We start from the raw sequence: 14,038 nt of genomic DNA, 5'->3' as shown, positions 1-14,038 counted from the left end.
CGCTGCCGTTGCAGGTTGTCGATCGGATCAAGCCCGCGCGCTGGTCATCAATCTCAAGACACGGCAGCGAGTCGTGATGCTGATCCTGGACAAGCCGAAGTAGACGCTGCGCGCCGGCCTGGCTTACGCCGGGATCTTCTCGAGGCAGTAGCCCAGCCCCCGCACCGTCGCAATGCGGATCGGGCCCTTTTCGATCTTCTTGCGCAGGCGGTGGATATAGACCTCGATGGCGTTGAGGCTCACTTCCTCGCCCCATTCGCACAGCCGCTCGACCAGCTGGTCCTTGCTGACCAGGCGGCCGACGCGCTGCAGCAGCACTTCGAGCAGGCCGAGTTCGCGCGCCGACAGCTCGATCATCTTGCCGTCGATCGTTGCCACCCGGCCCGCCTGGTCGTACACCAGCGGGCCGTGCCGGATGGCATTGCTGGTGGCGCCCATGCCGCGCCGCGTCAACGCCCTGACGCGCGCCTCCAGTTCCTGCAGCGAGAACGGCTTGGCCATGTAGTCGTCGGCGCCGTGGTCGAGGCCGCGCACGCGCTCTTCCACGCTGTCGGCCGCCGTCAGCACCAGCACCGGCAGCGTCGACCCGCGCGCACGCAGGCGCTTGAGGATTTCGAGTCCATGCAGGTTGGGCAGGCCGAGGTCGAGGATGAGCAGGTCGAACTCGCTGTTGGTCATCAGCGCCGCGTCGGCCTGCGAGCCGGTGGCCACGTGGTCGACTGCCGCCCCCGAAGTGCGCAAGCTGCGCAGCAGCGCATCGGCCAGTACCTGGTCATCTTCGGCAATCAGGATTCGCATGAGGTCTCGTTGGCGGATTCGTGGCGAATTCTAGGCCGCGGCATAGGCCTCGAGACCGATGGTTACCACCGTCGCGATCTCGTTGCCCACGCTGGCGCGGAACTCGGCCTCGGCCTGCGCAACAGCCCGCCGGAAGGCCTCCAGCCAGGCCAGCCCGTCGGCTGTGAACAGCACGCGCCGGGCCCGCGCGTCGAGCGGGTCCGGCTCGCGTGTGACCAGTCCCCATGCCTCGCATTGGTCGACCAGCATGCCCATCGCCTGCTTGGTCATCCCCGCGCGCTCGGCCAATTCGGTGAGTCGCGAACCGCCGCGGGCCAGGTGGCGCGTGATGTGGATGTGCGCCGCGCTGACCTGCTGCCGCGCCGCCAGGTTGGACAACGCAAGCGGCACCTCGACGTCCTGCGCCATCAGCGCCAGCACGCGTTCGTCGAAGCGGCGCATGGCGTGGCCGAGCAGGCGCCCCAGGTGGGTCTGGCGCCAGTCGTCGTCGGAGGTCGGAGTCATCTATAAATGGTAAAGCAAACTGACTAAAAAATGGCTTTACGCATTTATACAGTCCCGTACACTACTGTTCAAGCATCCAGCCTGTTGTTCAACACAGGTGGATAAAACAAATCACAAACCGTTGATATTCAAGGAGTTTTCCAATGGACGCAGTCGTCAAAGGCGCAAGCATCGCAGGTGCCAACACCGAAAAGGCCAAGGCCCTGCAGGCCGCGCTGGCCCAGATCGAAAAGCAGTTCGGCAAGGGCACGATCATGCGGCTCGGCGAAGGCGAGGTGCTCGAAGACATCCAGGTCGTCTCCACCGGCTCGCTCGGCCTCGACATCGCGCTGGGCGTCGGCGGCCTGCCGCGCGGGCGCGTCATCGAAATCTACGGCCCTGAATCCTCGGGCAAGACCACGCTCACGCTGCAGGTCATCGCCGCCATGCAGAAGCAGGCCGGCACCTGTGCCTTCGTCGATGCCGAGCACGCGCTCGACGTGCAATACGCGCAGAAGCTCGGCGTCAACCTGTCCGACCTGCTCATCAGCCAGCCCGACACTGGCGAGCAGGCGCTCGAAATCGTCGATTCGCTGGTGCGCTCCGGCGCGGTCGACCTGATCGTGATCGACTCGGTCGCCGCCCTCACGCCCAAGGCCGAAATCGAAGGCGAAATGGGCGACTCGCTGCCCGGCCTGCAGGCCCGCCTGATGAGCCAGGCGCTGCGCAAGCTCACCGCCACCATCAAGAAGACCAACTGCATGGTCATCTTCATCAACCAGATCCGCATGAAGATCGGCGTGATGTTCGGCTCGCCCGAAACCACCACCGGCGGCAACGCGCTCAAGTTCTATGCCTCGGTGCGCCTCGACATCCGCCGCATCGGCACCATCAAGAAGGGCGACGAGGCCATCGGCAACGAGACCAAGGTCAAGGTGGTCAAGAACAAGGTCTCGCCCCCGTTCAAGACGGCCGAGTTCGACATCCTGTTCGGCGAAGGCATCAGCCGCGAGGGCGAGATCATCGACATGGGTGTCACCGCCAAGATCATCGACAAGTCCGGCGCCTGGTATGCCTACAACGGCGAGAAGATCGGCCAGGGCCGCGACAACGCCCGCGAGTTCCTGCGCGAGAACCCCGAGCTGTCACGCGAGATCGAGAACAAGGTGCGCGAGTCGCTGGGCATCCCGCTGCTGGCAGCCGATGCGGGCATGGCCGAGGCGGGCGCAGCCGAGGCGCCAGCGGCAAAGCCCCCGAAGGCTGACAAGGCTGACAAGGCCGACAAGGCCGACAAGGCGGAAAAGTAAGCGTCGAACCAGCCGATGGCATTTGCAGCCCCTTCCCTCAAAGGCCGTGCGCTGCGCCTGCTGAGTCAACGAGAGCATTCGCGCGCCGAGCTGGAACGCAAGCTCTCGCGGCACGAAGTAGAGCCGGGCTCGCTGAGCCGCGCCCTCGACGAACTGGCTGCGAAAGACTTCATCAGCGAGGCGCGTGTGGTCCAGTCCGTGCTGAATCAGCGTGCGTCGCGCGTCGGCGCCGCGCGGGTCAAGCAGGAGTTGGCCCACAAGGGCATTGCGCCGGAAGCCATTGCCGAAGCAGTGGCCAGCCTGCGCGACACCGAGTTGCCTCGCGCCCTGGAAGTCTGGCGCCGCCGATTCGGCACCCTGCCCGTGGACGCCGCCGAGCGCACCCGGCAAGCACGGTTTCTGCTGGCGCGTGGCTTTTCGGCCGACGTGGTCGCAAAAACGCTGAAAAGTAGCGCCGATAACGACTGAGGCCTCTGCGCCCCAAGTCAGAGGAGGTGCGCAGCGCCGCCCGGCCGCCCGAAGGCGCTCGCACCGCAGTGCGAAGCACGGAGGTTACCCAGCGCTTGGCGCCGCAGCGGATGACCCGCGGGTTCAGGCTGCGTCCGTCGTCTCGCCTTCCACCGCCGGCGCGCTGGCGGTGTGCGAAGCGATGTCGCGCACGTTCTTCTGCACGGCCACGGCACCGAACAGCGCGAGCAGGAACGCCATGCCGTAGAAGCCCTTCTCACTTGCCGCCAACGTGGCGTTGAAGAGGCCGACACCCAACAGCGCCACCGACATCAGCAGCGAAACCCAGCACAGGCTGTAGTAGATGTTGGTGACGGGAATGCCCTCCAGCCGGTCGCGCACCGACTTCTGCAGGGAGACCGCGGAGAACAGGCCATACATCAGGATGGTGAAGTAGTAGCCCTTCTCGTTGAGCTGCATGGATGCGTTCCACAACCCGATCAGAAAAACGATCGCACCGATGAACAGTGCGGCCCAGGACGCAGCGACGAACGCGCCGGTCGGTTTCTGGAATTTCGCGGCGACCATGTGAGCACTCCTCATTATCTTGATCGCCGCATGATAGCGACACTACAAGGCCCGAAATGGCAAAAGTCGCGTCCTGCCTGCGTAAGCCGCTATCAAATAGATAGCGAAGCGGGGTTCAAAGCCCCAGCATCAACTGCAGGTTCTGCACCGCGGCGCCGCTGGCGCCTTTGCCGAGGTTGTCGAGCCGGGCGATGACGACCGCATGGCGGTGGTCTTCGTTCGGGAACACGCGAATCTCGAGTTCGTTGGTGTCGTTGAGTGCGAGCGGGTCGATCTTGCCCCCATCGGTCGGTGGCAGCACTTTCACGTACTTGGCCGGCGTGTTGCTCCTGGCGTAGTGCGAAGCCAGCGCGTCATGCAGGTCGCTCGCCTTCGGCTTGCCGGGCAACTCGTCGAGGTGCAGCGGCAACTGAACGAGCATCCCCTGCCTGAAGTTGCCCACCGACGGGATGAACACAGGCCGGTGCTTGAGGCCGGTGTACTTCATGATCTCGGGAATGTGCTTGTGCTTGAGGCCGAGCGCGTAGGTCTCGAACAGCGGTGCCTCGCCCTTTTCGTACGCCTCGATCATGGTCCGGCCGCCGCCCGAATAGCCGCTGACCGAGGGCAGCGCGATCGGCTGGTCGGCGGGGAGCAATCCCGCGTCGATCAGGGGGCGCACCATGGCGATGGCGCCAGTCGCGTAGCAGCCGGGATTGGCCACGCGATCGGCCTTGGCCACCGCTTCCCAGTGGCCGGCCACCAACTCGGGGAAGCCAAACGTCCAGGCCGGATTGACGCGGTGCGCCGTCGACGCATCGATGATCTTGGGCTTCTTGCCGGTCAGCTGGTCGATGAGCGCCACCGATTCGATGGCCGCGTCGTCATGCAGGCACAGCACCACCAGGTCGACACCGGCCACCAGCTCGCGCTTGGCGTTCACGTCCTTGCGCAGCTCGGGCGCAATGCTGACCACCTCGACGGCGGGCATCCTGGCGAGACGTTCGCGGATTTGCAGGCCGGTGGTGCCGGCTTCGCCGTCGATGAAGACCTTGGCCATATAGATATTCTGGGCTGTAGAAACTACGTATTGACCACAAGCAAATGCCTGCGGTTGGTGCAACGCACCATGATACATTCCCCGGTTGTTCGCCGGCCCTGTCCTTTGGTCATCACATCGGGGCGCCGTGGCCCTCGGACAACAGCCTTCCATCCCCGTCCCAACTCCTCTTCCGAGAGAAATCCTCATGAAGATTCACGAATACCAGGGCAAGGAAATCCTTGCCAAGTTTGGTGTGCCGGTGCCGCGCGGCATCCCGGCGTACACGGTGCAGGAGGCGGTCGAGGCCGCCCAGAAACTCGGCGGCCCGGTGTGGGTGGTCAAGGCACAGATCCACGCGGGCGGCCGCGGCAAGGGCGGCGGTGTCAAGGTCGCGAAGAGCATCGACGACGTCAAGCGCCTGGCCGGTGAGATCCTCGGCATGCAGCTCGTCACGCACCAGACCGGCCCGGAAGGCCAGAAGGTCCGCCGCCTCTACATCGAGGACGGCGCGGACATCCAGAAGGAATACTACGTGTCGGCCGTGACCGACCGTGCGACCCAGAAGGTCGCGTTCATCGCCTCCAGCGAAGGCGGCATGGACATCGAGGCCGTCGCGCACGACACGCCCGAGAAGATCATCACCGTGATGGCCGACCCGAAGACCGGCCTGACCGACGCGCAAGCCAAGGAAATCGCCGACGGCATCGGCATCCCGGCCGGCTCCACCGCGCAGGCCGTGGACATCTTCAAGAAGCTCTACACCTGCTACATGGAGACGGACGCCTCGCTGGTCGAGATCAATCCGCTCAACCGTGACAGCAAGGGCAACATCATCGCCCTGGACGCCAAGTTCAACTTCGACAGCAACGCGCTGTTCCGCCACCCCGAGATCGTCGCCCTGCGCGACCTCGACGAAGAAGACGCGGCCGAAGTCGAGGCCAGCAAGTTCGACCTGGCCTACATCAGCCTCGACGGCAACATCGGCTGCCTGGTGAACGGCGCCGGCCTGGCCATGGCCACGATGGACACCATCAAGCTGTTCGGCGGCGAGCCGGCCAACTTCCTCGACGTGGGCGGCGGCGCCACCCCCGAGAAGGTCACCGAAGCCTTCAAGATCATGCTGAAGAACAAGAACGTGGAAGCGATCCTCGTGAACATCTTCGGCGGCATCATGAAGTGCGACACCATCGCCACCGGCGTGATCGCAGCCTGCAAGGCCGTCAACCTGCAGGTGCCGCTGGTGGTGCGCATGAAGGGCACCAACGAGGTCGAGGGCAAGAAGCTGCTGGCCGATTCCGGCCTGCCGATCATCAGCGCCGACACCATGGCGGAAGCGGCCCAGAAGGTCGTGGCAGCAATCAAAGCCAAGGCCTAAGGAAATCAAGTCATGTCGATCTACATCAACAAAGACACCAAAGTCATCACCCAGGGCATCACCGGCAAGACCGGCCAGTTCCACACCGAGAAGTGCCAGGAATACGCGAACGGCAAGAACTGCTTCGTCGCGGGCGTGAACCCCAAGAAGGCCGGCGAATCGATCTTCAACATCCCGATCTTCGGCTCGGTCAAGGAAGCCGCCAAGCAGACCGGCGCCACCGTGTCGGTGATCTACGTGCCGCCTCCGGGCGCTGCCGCCGCCATCTGGGAAGCCGTCGAAGCCGACCTGGACCTGGCGATCTGCATCACCGAAGGCATCCCCGTGCGGGACATGCTCGAAGTGCGCAACAAGATGAAGGCCAAGGAAGCCGCCGGCGGCAAGAAGACGCTGCTGCTCGGCCCGAACTGCCCCGGCCTGATCACGCCCGACGAAATCAAGATCGGCATCATGCCCGGCCACATCCACCGCAAGGGCCGCATCGGCGTGGTCTCGCGCTCGGGTACGCTGACCTATGAAGCCGTGGCGCAACTCACCGAAATCGGCCTGGGCCAGTCCAGCGCGGTCGGCATCGGCGGCGACCCCATCAACGGCCTGAAGCACATCGACGTGATGCAGGCCTTCAACGACGATCCCGACACCGACGCCGTGATCATGATCGGCGAAATCGGCGGTCCCGATGAAGCCGACGCCGCACGCTGGTGCAAAGACAACATGACGAAGCCGGTCGTCGGCTTCATCGCCGGCGTCACCGCGCCTCCGGGCAAGCGCATGGGCCACGCCGGCGCGCTGATCTCGGGCGGCGCCGACACGGCCGAAGCCAAGCTGGCGATCATGGAAGAGTGCGGGTTCACCGTAACGCGCAATTTTTCGGAATTGGGCAAACTTCTCAAGTCGCGGCTGTAAGTCCGCGTCGGGCGAGCGAAGCTCTTGCACCTGCAAAAAAGCGCCCGCAACCCTGGTTGCCGGCGCTTTTTTTAAACGATGGAATAAGAGCCCTGGAGACTCTGGATGGAAATGCTGCAAACAGCTGATTTCTGGTTGGGACTGTTGAAGATCGTCTGGATCAATATCATCCTTTCCGGCGACAACGCGGTGGTGATCGCGCTCGCGGCGCGGTCGCTGCCCCCGCATCAGCAGCAAAAGGCCGTGATGTTCGGTTCAGGCGCGGCCGTGGTGCTCCGGATCGTGCTCACCATCGTCGCCGCCAAATTGCTGGCGCTGCCTTATCTGCAAATCGTGGGGGGTTTGCTGCTGCTGTGGATCGGGGTGCAGCTGCTCAGTGACGACGAGGAAGACGAAGGCCAGGGCAAGGAATACGGAACGCTGGCTGCCGCGGTGCGTACCATCCTCATTGCCGACCTGGTGATGAGCCTCGACAACGTCATCGCCGTTGCGGCGGCTGCCAACGGCAGCATGGTTCTGCTGGTCCTGGGCCTGGCCATCAGCATCCCGCTGGTGATCTTCGGCAGCACGCTGATGATCAAGTTGATGGAGCGCTTCCCGATCATCGTGATGCTGGGTGCCGCATTGATCGGCTGGGTTGGTGGCGAAACGATCGTGCAAGACGTCTCGCTGCATGGCGCGCTGGCGGGTAATCCGTGGTTGCATTACGCTGCGGCGGCGGCGGGCGCGGCGATTGTCGTGGTGCTCGGCCGTATCCTGCAAAAGCGCGCCCACGCGGCGCATTGAAAGAGCAAAGACCCGTCCATGCCAATTTCAGGCGTCGCATATTCTCCCGGGGCCGCGTCCTTGCCCTGGGATTTCGCGGCGCTGACGGATTCCGGGCGGGTGCGAGCGAACAATGAAGACGCCATCGCATTCGACCCCGCGCTGGGTCTCGCAATCCTGGCGGATGGCATGGGCGGCTACAACGGCGGCGAGGTCGCCAGCGGAATGGCCATCGCGCTGCTGCAGGCGAGCTTCGGGCGCTGGTTGGCTCACGCGGGGCCACGGGCGCATGGACGCGCCGTCCGGCGTGCGCTGCAAGCCGGCGTCGACGAAGCCAACGATGCGATCCTGGAAGCGGGCGTTGCAAATATGCAACTCCAGGGCATGGGAACAACCCTCGTCGTGGCCGCGTTCGGTCCACACCGAGTCATCGTCGGCCACATCGGCGACTCGCGTTGTTACAGATTGAGGGCTGACAAGCTCGAGCAGCTGACGCGGGATCACTCCCTGCTGCAAGAGCAAATCGACGCAGGCGCCATCACGGTGGAGCAGGCCGCGCAGTCGCCGCATCGCAACCTTGTGACTCGCGCACTGGGCATCGAGCGCCACGTCGATCTCGAAATGCACGAACACAGCGTTCGCCCTGGTGACTTGTACCTGTTATGTTCGGACGGTTTGAGTGAAATGGTTCTCGAAAGGCAGCTTTTCACGGTTTTGTTACAAGATATCGGACTGTCAGAAAAAGCAACCCTTTTAGTTGCAATTGCAAACGAGAATGGCGGCCGGGACAACATATCGGTTGTTCTTGCTCGCGCGGGCAACAATTCCGCACCCGATGCCACCGCATGAAAGGTGCCTCGGAAGGACGGTTGATCGGCGAGCATTCGCAGGTGGCTAAAAACACACTGAGTTCCAGGAGTCGGCCATGCCGAAATTGATCGTTTCGATCGACGGAGTTGTGATCAAGGAGGTCACGCTCGCAAAGGACCGCACCACGCTCGGGCGGCGGCCCTATAACGACATCGTGATCGACAATCTGGCGATCAGCGGGGAGCATGCCGTTCTGCATATGATCGGCAGCGACGTCTATCTTGAAGATCTCAACAGCACCAACGGCACCTACGTCAATGCGCGCGCCATCAAGAAGCAGGCGCTGGAGCACAACGACGTCATCGAGGTCGGCAAATACAAGATCCGGTACCTCGCAACCAGTGTTGCGTCCGAAAATGCCGGGGTTGTGCGGGGCCCCGCTTCGGCGGCGCCAATGCCGATTCCCCTGTCTACCGCGCCCACTGAACTATCGCCGCTCAATGCTGGCACGGGCATCGCGGTCATCCGCGTGCTCTCCGGCGCGGGTGCCGGACGCGAACTCTCGCTGCAAAAGGTCGTCACTACCATCGGCAAGCCAGGCGTGGCGGTGGCCGCGGTCACGCGCCGTCTGCAGGGCTACGTGGTGGCGCCGATCGACGGCGGCACCGTACTCAACGGCGAACCGCTCGGCAGTGACGCCGTCGCGTTGCAGGACGGCGATGTGCTCGAACTTGGCGGCACCCGAATGCAATTCGTCCACACCTGAGCCCCGGGCGCGATGGCTGCGCTGCTGAAGCACTGGCAGCGCATCCTCATCACGCTGGTGCCCATGGTGCTGGTGTTGTTGCACGCCGTGGGCGCACAGCGGCGACCATTCGTCGACAGCCTCGACAACTACATCTACGACTGGCGTCTGCGTGCCACCATGCCGAAGACGCTGGACCCGCGCATTGTCATCGTCGACATCGACGACGCGAGCATTCAGGCCATCGGCCAATGGCCATGGGGCCGCGACCAGTTCGCGCGCCTGACCACTGAACTCATGGGCCGGCAGCAGGCGGCGGTGCTCGGCTTCAACATGGTGTTTGCGGACGTCGATCGAAGCTCCGGCCTCGCCAATCTGCGCGAGTTGTCGCGCGGCCCGCTGGAGCGAGACGCCGCGCTCGCGACGGAACTCGCCCGGCTCGAATATTCGCTGGACTTCGACGGCAGCTTTGCGCGTGCCATCGAGGGCCATCGGGTGGCGCTTGGCTACTACTTCAGCCAGGGCATCGCGCCTTTGTCAAAAGGGGTCATGCCGCCACCCGTGTTGCCGCTGACCGCCTTTCCGGCGCGCGGAGCCTATGCCCCGGAGTGGAATGGCTATGGCGGCAATATCGCGCCGCTCGCGCAGTCGACAGCGACCGCCGGCTTCATCAACGCGGACCTGGAATCGACCAGCGACGGACTGCTGCGCGCGGCGCCCTTGATCGCCCGGTATGAAGGCGGCGCGGCGCCGGCCGGCTACTACGAATCGCTCGGGCTCGCGGTCTATCGCCTGGCGTCGGGTATTTCCAGGGTGACCCCGACCTTTGCATCGAACCCGTTTGGCGACGACGGTGGCCGGCCCCTCATCCAGGCGCTGAAGCTGGGCGACGACAAGAATGCATTGCTCGCACCGGTCGACCAGCGCGCGAGCATGCTCATTCCCTACCGCGGGTCCGGCGGCGCGCTGGGCGGCTCGTTTCAATACGTCTCTGCCATGGACGTGCTGGCGGGTGCGCTTCTGCCGGGGGGGCTTCAAGGCAAGATCGTGCTCGTCGGCACCACCGCACCGGGCTTGCAAGACCTGCGCGCCACCCCCACGAGCGCCACGTTCCCGGGCGTGGAAATCCAAGCCAACATTGTCTCGGCCCTGCTCGACCGGCGGCTGCTTGCCGTGCCGGACTATGCGCTGGGCTACGAAGTCGTGGTGCTCGCGAGCGCCGGCATCATCCTTGCGCTGGGCCTTTCGCTGCTGAGGATGTCGCGCGCCGTGATCCTTTTCGCGGCCACCATCGCGGCCGTCGTGGGGCTGAACGCATGGCTCTTCGTGTCGGGCGGGCTCGTGCTACCCCTCGCATCGGCGCTGCTCATGATGGGCATGGCCTTTGCCGCCAACATGGGCTGGGGCTACTTCGTGGAAGAACGCGGCCGCCGCGGGCTGGCCAACCTGTTCGGCACCTACGTGCCACGCCAGCTCGTCGAAAAAATGCTGGAGCGCCCGGCCCAATACAGCATGCGCGCCGAAAGCAAGGAGCTCACCGTCATGTTCTGCGACATGCGCGGCTTCACAAATCTCTCGGAGCAGCTGTCGCCGCAGGAACTGCAGGAGTTCCTGAACACCGTCTTCAACCGTCTCACGCGGATCATCAGCCGCTACGACGGTACGGTCGACAAGTACATGGGTGACTGCGTCATGGCCTTCTGGGGTGCGCCGGTGGACACGCCCAATCATGCGGCGCTGGCCGTCGAGGCCGCGATCGACATGGCAGCGTCGATTCGCGAACTCAGCGAGCAGAATCGCCAGGCTGGCCGGCCGGCGATCAGTGTCGGCATCGGCATAAACACCGGGGTCATGAGCGTTGGCGACATGGGCTCGGCCGTGCGGCGCAGCTACACGGTGATCGGCGACGCGGTCAATCTAGCGTCGCGCCTGGAGGGTCTTGGCAGCACCTATGGCGAGGTCATCGTGGCCAGCGAGACCACAATGCGAGCCGCCCCCGCATTCGCGTGGCAGGAACTGGACCGCGTGCGCGTCAAGGGCCGGCAGCAGGCCGTCACCATTTACGCCCCCTTGGGCCACGCGACCGCCATGACGGCAGAAGAGGCCAGCCAATTTCCGCAATGGGCCAAAATGCTGGGGGCCTACCGGACGCAGCAGCCAGACGAAGCGCAGACTGCAGTGAACGAGCTGCTGGCCCGGGATGCGAAAAAAGTCCTTTACCGGTTGTATGCAGAGCGTATAGCCTCGATGAAATTGCGACCCTTTGACCCGGAATGGGACGGCGCAACCCGGTTCGAATCCAAGTAGAGACCAAGAGAAGAGGCGCTGCAATATGCAGGTGCGTGTACTGGGGTGCTCAGGTGCCATTGCCAAGGACTGCCGGACGACCTCGTTCCTGGTCGACAACGACCTCCTGGTCGACGCCGGCACCGGTGTGGGCGACCTGACCCTCGACGAAATGGCCAGCATCGACGACGTGGTGCTGACCCATTCGCACCTCGACCACATCGCCGCCCTGCCCCTGATGCTCGACACCGTGGCGAGCCTGCGTACCAAGCCGCTGCGCGTGCATGCGCTGCAAGCGACCATCGAGGCGCTGCGAACGCACGTCTTCAACAACACCATCTGGCCCGACTTCGCCAGCATCCCCAGCACCGAATCGCCCTTTGTTACCTTCCATCCCGTGTCGATCGGGCAGACCTTGCAACTGGGCAGCAGCCAGCCCAAGCACATCGAGGTCTTGCCTGCGGTGCACACCGTGCCGGCATGCGGCTATGCGGTGCGCTGCGTCAAGGGGACCCGGTATTGGGTTTTCAGCGGTGACACGGAACGCAACGAGCCCTTCTGGCAGCGCGTCAACGAACTGGATGTGGGAGTGCTGGTGATCGAGACGGCGTTCAGTAATCGGGAGCAGGCGTTGGCGCGGCGTAGCTTGCATCTATCGCCCATCACGTTGGCTGACGAGTTGGCACAGATTGCGGCGGGCAAGCGCTACCCCATCTACATCACGCATACCAAGCCGGCCGAGACGGAAGAGATCATGAGCCAGATCGATGCGCTTTCGGAGGGGTGGAAGATGCATGGGTTGGAGGAGCGGGATATTCGGTGGTTGAAGGCGGCTGCGGTGTTGACGCTTTGAGAATGAGAAGGCGAAGCGCATCTGACACTTTTTGACACATAAAAGACAGTTTTGTCACAGTTGCTAACAAGTTGTGTCAGGAGGTGTAAGCGGAATGTCTGCAATTGGGCGGCGCAACCGTCCGATATGGGGGGTTTAGCGATTGGCACAGATGCTGCCCTTACTTCAGCGCTCCGGGAGGGGTTTCCCGGGCTTTCAACCAACCTGGAGTAAGTAAATGAACCGTCGGTCTGTCGCACGTAGCGTGCAAAAGGGCTTCACCCTTATCGAACTGATGATCGTTGTCGCGATCATCGGCATCTTGGCGGCGGTCGCGCTGCCGGCTTACAAGGACTATACGATCCGTGCCAAGGTGTCGGAACTTGTGTTGGCCTCGAGTGCGGCACGCACTTGCGTCACTGAAGCGTATCAATCGGCAGGCAGTGCATCTGCACTCCCTGGCGGTCTCGCGTCGGCCTGCTCGATTGCCGCTGTTGGCAAGGTATCCAGCGCCTCGATCGGTGATACCACCGGCGTTGTTACCATCATTGCCGATCCTGCTGCCTCCCAAGTTGGAGCTGATGCGACAATCATTTTGACGCCGTCGGTTCAATCTGCAGCTGGAACTCTCACTTGGACCTGCTCCGGCTCCCCTACGAAGTACGTCCCCGCCTCGTGCCGCGGCTAATCGCAGTTCTGGACTCAGCGCGGCTCTCCTGAGGCGATTGCCGCGCCAATGATCGCCCCTTACGGTGGGGCAAAGTAAGCTGATCAGGCCTACCGACCCGAGTCTCCCACGCAACTGCTGGGAGACTCTTTTGCGTGGGGTGCCTCATGCAAATGCCGCCATGGCGGCCAATCTAACCGCAGCAACTTGCCGTCACCGAACTGGATCAACATCGCTCTCTCTTTAATCGAACCGTCAGGTGTCGGCCCCGAGGAATCGACACTTTTGGGTAAATTGGCAAAAATTGTCACTTGCTCGCGAACCGCTCAACAAGAACTGTCAGATGGTATAGGTGGAATGTGAACAAATGCGCGGGACCACAGGCTCGAATAGGGACATTGGCGTTGGCACAGATGCTGCGGATGCCTAAGCGCTCCGGGGAAGGTTTTCCCGGACTCAACCAACCTGGAGTTGTTAATGAACCGTCGGTCTATCGCACGCAACGTGCAAATGGGTTTCACCCTTATCGAACTGATGATTGTCGTGGCGATCATCGGCATCTTGGCGGCTGTGGCGCTGCCCGCCTACAAGGACTATACGATCCGCGCCAAGGTGTCAGAACTTGTGTTGGCCGCGAGTGCGGCACGCACTTGCGTCACAGAAGCGTATCAATCGGCTGGCAGTGCATCTGCACTCCCTGGCGGTCTCGCGTCGGCCTGCTCGATTGCCGCTGTTGGCAAGGTATCCAGCGCCTCGGTCGGTGATACCACCGGCGTTGTTACCATCATTGCCGATCCTGCTGCCTCCCAAGTTGGAGCTAATGCGACCATCATTTTGACGCCGTCGGTTCAATCTGCAGCTGGAACTCTCACTTGGGCCTGCTCCGGCTCCCCTACGAAGTACGTCCCCGCCTCGTGCCGCGGATAATGCGGGCGAACTCTGGAACTGAACGCCTGACGGCGCTCGCATTCCAGCTCGCCTGTCGACGTAGCCCAGTAAACTGACGCA

Annotated in this window: 15 protein-coding genes; 11 read left to right on the top strand and 4 right to left on the bottom strand. The window is 63.3% G+C overall.

Annotated elements, in window-relative coordinates; all coding sequences use genetic code 11:
* Positions 1–123: 123 nt before the first annotated feature.
* Positions 124–798 (bottom strand): response regulator, encoded by a 675-nt coding sequence (locus tag WKW80_RS07375; RefSeq protein WP_340362907.1) that lies wholly within the window; start codon positions 796–798, stop codon positions 124–126.
* 30 nt (positions 799–828) lie between these two features.
* Positions 829–1,302 carry a MarR family winged helix-turn-helix transcriptional regulator gene (locus tag WKW80_RS07370; RefSeq protein ID WP_340362906.1) on the bottom strand — a complete coding sequence of 158 codons (474 nt, stop codon included), beginning with the start codon at positions 1,300–1,302 and terminating at the stop codon, positions 829–831.
* A 143-nt stretch (positions 1,303–1,445) separates the two neighbouring features.
* Here WKW80_RS07370 and recA point away from each other — a divergent pair, with 143 nt between their 5' ends.
* Together recA and recX are read left to right on the top strand one after the other, a co-directional pair.
* Positions 1,446–2,588: a recombinase RecA gene (recA, locus tag WKW80_RS07365; protein WP_340362905.1), complete on the top strand. Its 1,143-nt coding sequence runs from the start codon at positions 1,446–1,448 to the stop codon at positions 2,586–2,588.
* Positions 2,589–2,603: 15 nt separating this feature from the next.
* Positions 2,604–3,056: a recombination regulator RecX gene (gene recX / locus WKW80_RS07360; RefSeq protein ID WP_340362904.1), complete on the top strand. Its 453-nt coding sequence runs from the start codon at positions 2,604–2,606 to the stop codon at positions 3,054–3,056.
* A gap of 123 nt (positions 3,057–3,179) precedes the next feature.
* On the opposite strand, the gene yiaA is transcribed toward recX, so the two are convergent.
* Positions 3,180–3,623 carry an inner membrane protein YiaA gene (gene yiaA / locus WKW80_RS07355; RefSeq protein WP_340362903.1) on the bottom strand — a complete coding sequence of 148 codons (444 nt, stop codon included), beginning with the start codon at positions 3,621–3,623 and terminating at the stop codon, positions 3,180–3,182.
* A 115-nt stretch (positions 3,624–3,738) separates the two neighbouring features.
* Positions 3,739–4,662, bottom strand: a complete 924-nt coding sequence (argC, locus tag WKW80_RS07350) for an N-acetyl-gamma-glutamyl-phosphate reductase (protein ID WP_340362902.1) — start codon at positions 4,660–4,662, stop codon at positions 3,739–3,741.
* Positions 4,663–4,849: 187 nt separating this feature from the next.
* Here argC and sucC point away from each other — a divergent pair, with 187 nt between their 5' ends.
* The 9 genes from sucC to WKW80_RS07305 all read left to right on the top strand — a co-directional run bounded on the left by sucC (position 4,850) and on the right by WKW80_RS07305 (position 13,957).
* Complete coding sequence (gene sucC / locus WKW80_RS07345; RefSeq protein WP_340362901.1) at positions 4,850–6,019, top strand: ADP-forming succinate--CoA ligase subunit beta; 1,170 nt, start codon at positions 4,850–4,852, stop codon at positions 6,017–6,019.
* 12 nt (positions 6,020–6,031) lie between these two features.
* Entirely contained in the window at positions 6,032–6,925 is an 894-nt protein-coding gene (gene sucD / locus WKW80_RS07340; protein WP_340362900.1) for a succinate--CoA ligase subunit alpha, read from the top strand.
* A 105-nt stretch (positions 6,926–7,030) separates the two neighbouring features.
* Positions 7,031–7,711 carry a TerC family protein gene (locus WKW80_RS07335; RefSeq protein WP_340362899.1) on the top strand — a complete coding sequence of 227 codons (681 nt, stop codon included), beginning with the start codon at positions 7,031–7,033 and terminating at the stop codon, positions 7,709–7,711.
* Between the two features lie 18 nt (positions 7,712–7,729).
* Positions 7,730–8,539 carry a Stp1/IreP family PP2C-type Ser/Thr phosphatase gene (locus WKW80_RS07330; protein ID WP_340362898.1) on the top strand — a complete coding sequence of 270 codons (810 nt, stop codon included), beginning with the start codon at positions 7,730–7,732 and terminating at the stop codon, positions 8,537–8,539.
* 76 nt (positions 8,540–8,615) lie between these two features.
* Entirely contained in the window at positions 8,616–9,266 is a 651-nt protein-coding gene (locus WKW80_RS07325) for an FHA domain-containing protein (protein WP_340362897.1), read from the top strand.
* Between the two features lie 12 nt (positions 9,267–9,278).
* Positions 9,279–11,552, top strand: coding sequence for a CHASE2 domain-containing protein (locus WKW80_RS07320; protein ID WP_340362896.1), 2,274 nt, complete (start codon positions 9,279–9,281; stop codon positions 11,550–11,552).
* 25 nt (positions 11,553–11,577) lie between these two features.
* On the top strand, positions 11,578–12,384 hold the full coding sequence (locus WKW80_RS07315; protein WP_340362895.1) for a 3',5'-cyclic-nucleotide phosphodiesterase: 807 nt from the start codon (positions 11,578–11,580) through the stop codon (positions 12,382–12,384).
* A 217-nt stretch (positions 12,385–12,601) separates the two neighbouring features.
* A complete protein-coding gene (locus tag WKW80_RS07310; protein ID WP_340362894.1) occupies positions 12,602–13,051 on the top strand; it encodes a pilin in 450 nt (149 codons plus the stop codon).
* A 456-nt stretch (positions 13,052–13,507) separates the two neighbouring features.
* A complete protein-coding gene (locus WKW80_RS07305) occupies positions 13,508–13,957 on the top strand; it encodes a pilin (RefSeq protein ID WP_340362893.1) in 450 nt (149 codons plus the stop codon).
* The last annotated feature ends 81 nt before the right edge of the window (positions 13,958–14,038 follow it).

Source organism: Variovorax humicola (assembly GCF_037889915.1).
In the GTDB taxonomy this organism is placed as follows: domain Bacteria; phylum Pseudomonadota; class Gammaproteobacteria; order Burkholderiales; family Burkholderiaceae_C; genus Variovorax; species Variovorax humicola.
This window is presented reverse-complemented; position numbering and strand designations above follow the sequence as displayed.

Coding starts and splice junctions, on each gene's coding strand:
- WKW80_RS07375 (WP_340362907.1), bottom strand. CDS start 798: ATGCGAATCCTGATTGCCGAAGATGACCAGGTACTGGCCGATGCGCTG.
- WKW80_RS07370 (WP_340362906.1), bottom strand. CDS start 1,302: ATGACTCCGACCTCCGACGACGACTGGCGCCAGACCCACCTGGGGCGC.
- recA (WP_340362905.1), top strand. CDS start 1,446: ATGGACGCAGTCGTCAAAGGCGCAAGCATCGCAGGTGCCAACACCGAA.
- recX (WP_340362904.1), top strand. CDS start 2,604: ATGGCATTTGCAGCCCCTTCCCTCAAAGGCCGTGCGCTGCGCCTGCTG.
- yiaA (WP_340362903.1), bottom strand. CDS start 3,623: ATGGTCGCCGCGAAATTCCAGAAACCGACCGGCGCGTTCGTCGCTGCG.
- argC (WP_340362902.1), bottom strand. CDS start 4,662: ATGGCCAAGGTCTTCATCGACGGCGAAGCCGGCACCACCGGCCTGCAA.
- sucC (WP_340362901.1), top strand. CDS start 4,850: ATGAAGATTCACGAATACCAGGGCAAGGAAATCCTTGCCAAGTTTGGT.
- sucD (WP_340362900.1), top strand. CDS start 6,032: ATGTCGATCTACATCAACAAAGACACCAAAGTCATCACCCAGGGCATC.
- WKW80_RS07335 (WP_340362899.1), top strand. CDS start 7,031: ATGGAAATGCTGCAAACAGCTGATTTCTGGTTGGGACTGTTGAAGATC.
- WKW80_RS07330 (WP_340362898.1), top strand. CDS start 7,730: ATGCCAATTTCAGGCGTCGCATATTCTCCCGGGGCCGCGTCCTTGCCC.
- WKW80_RS07325 (WP_340362897.1), top strand. CDS start 8,616: ATGCCGAAATTGATCGTTTCGATCGACGGAGTTGTGATCAAGGAGGTC.
- WKW80_RS07320 (WP_340362896.1), top strand. CDS start 9,279: ATGGCTGCGCTGCTGAAGCACTGGCAGCGCATCCTCATCACGCTGGTG.
- WKW80_RS07315 (WP_340362895.1), top strand. CDS start 11,578: ATGCAGGTGCGTGTACTGGGGTGCTCAGGTGCCATTGCCAAGGACTGC.
- WKW80_RS07310 (WP_340362894.1), top strand. CDS start 12,602: ATGAACCGTCGGTCTGTCGCACGTAGCGTGCAAAAGGGCTTCACCCTT.
- WKW80_RS07305 (WP_340362893.1), top strand. CDS start 13,508: ATGAACCGTCGGTCTATCGCACGCAACGTGCAAATGGGTTTCACCCTT.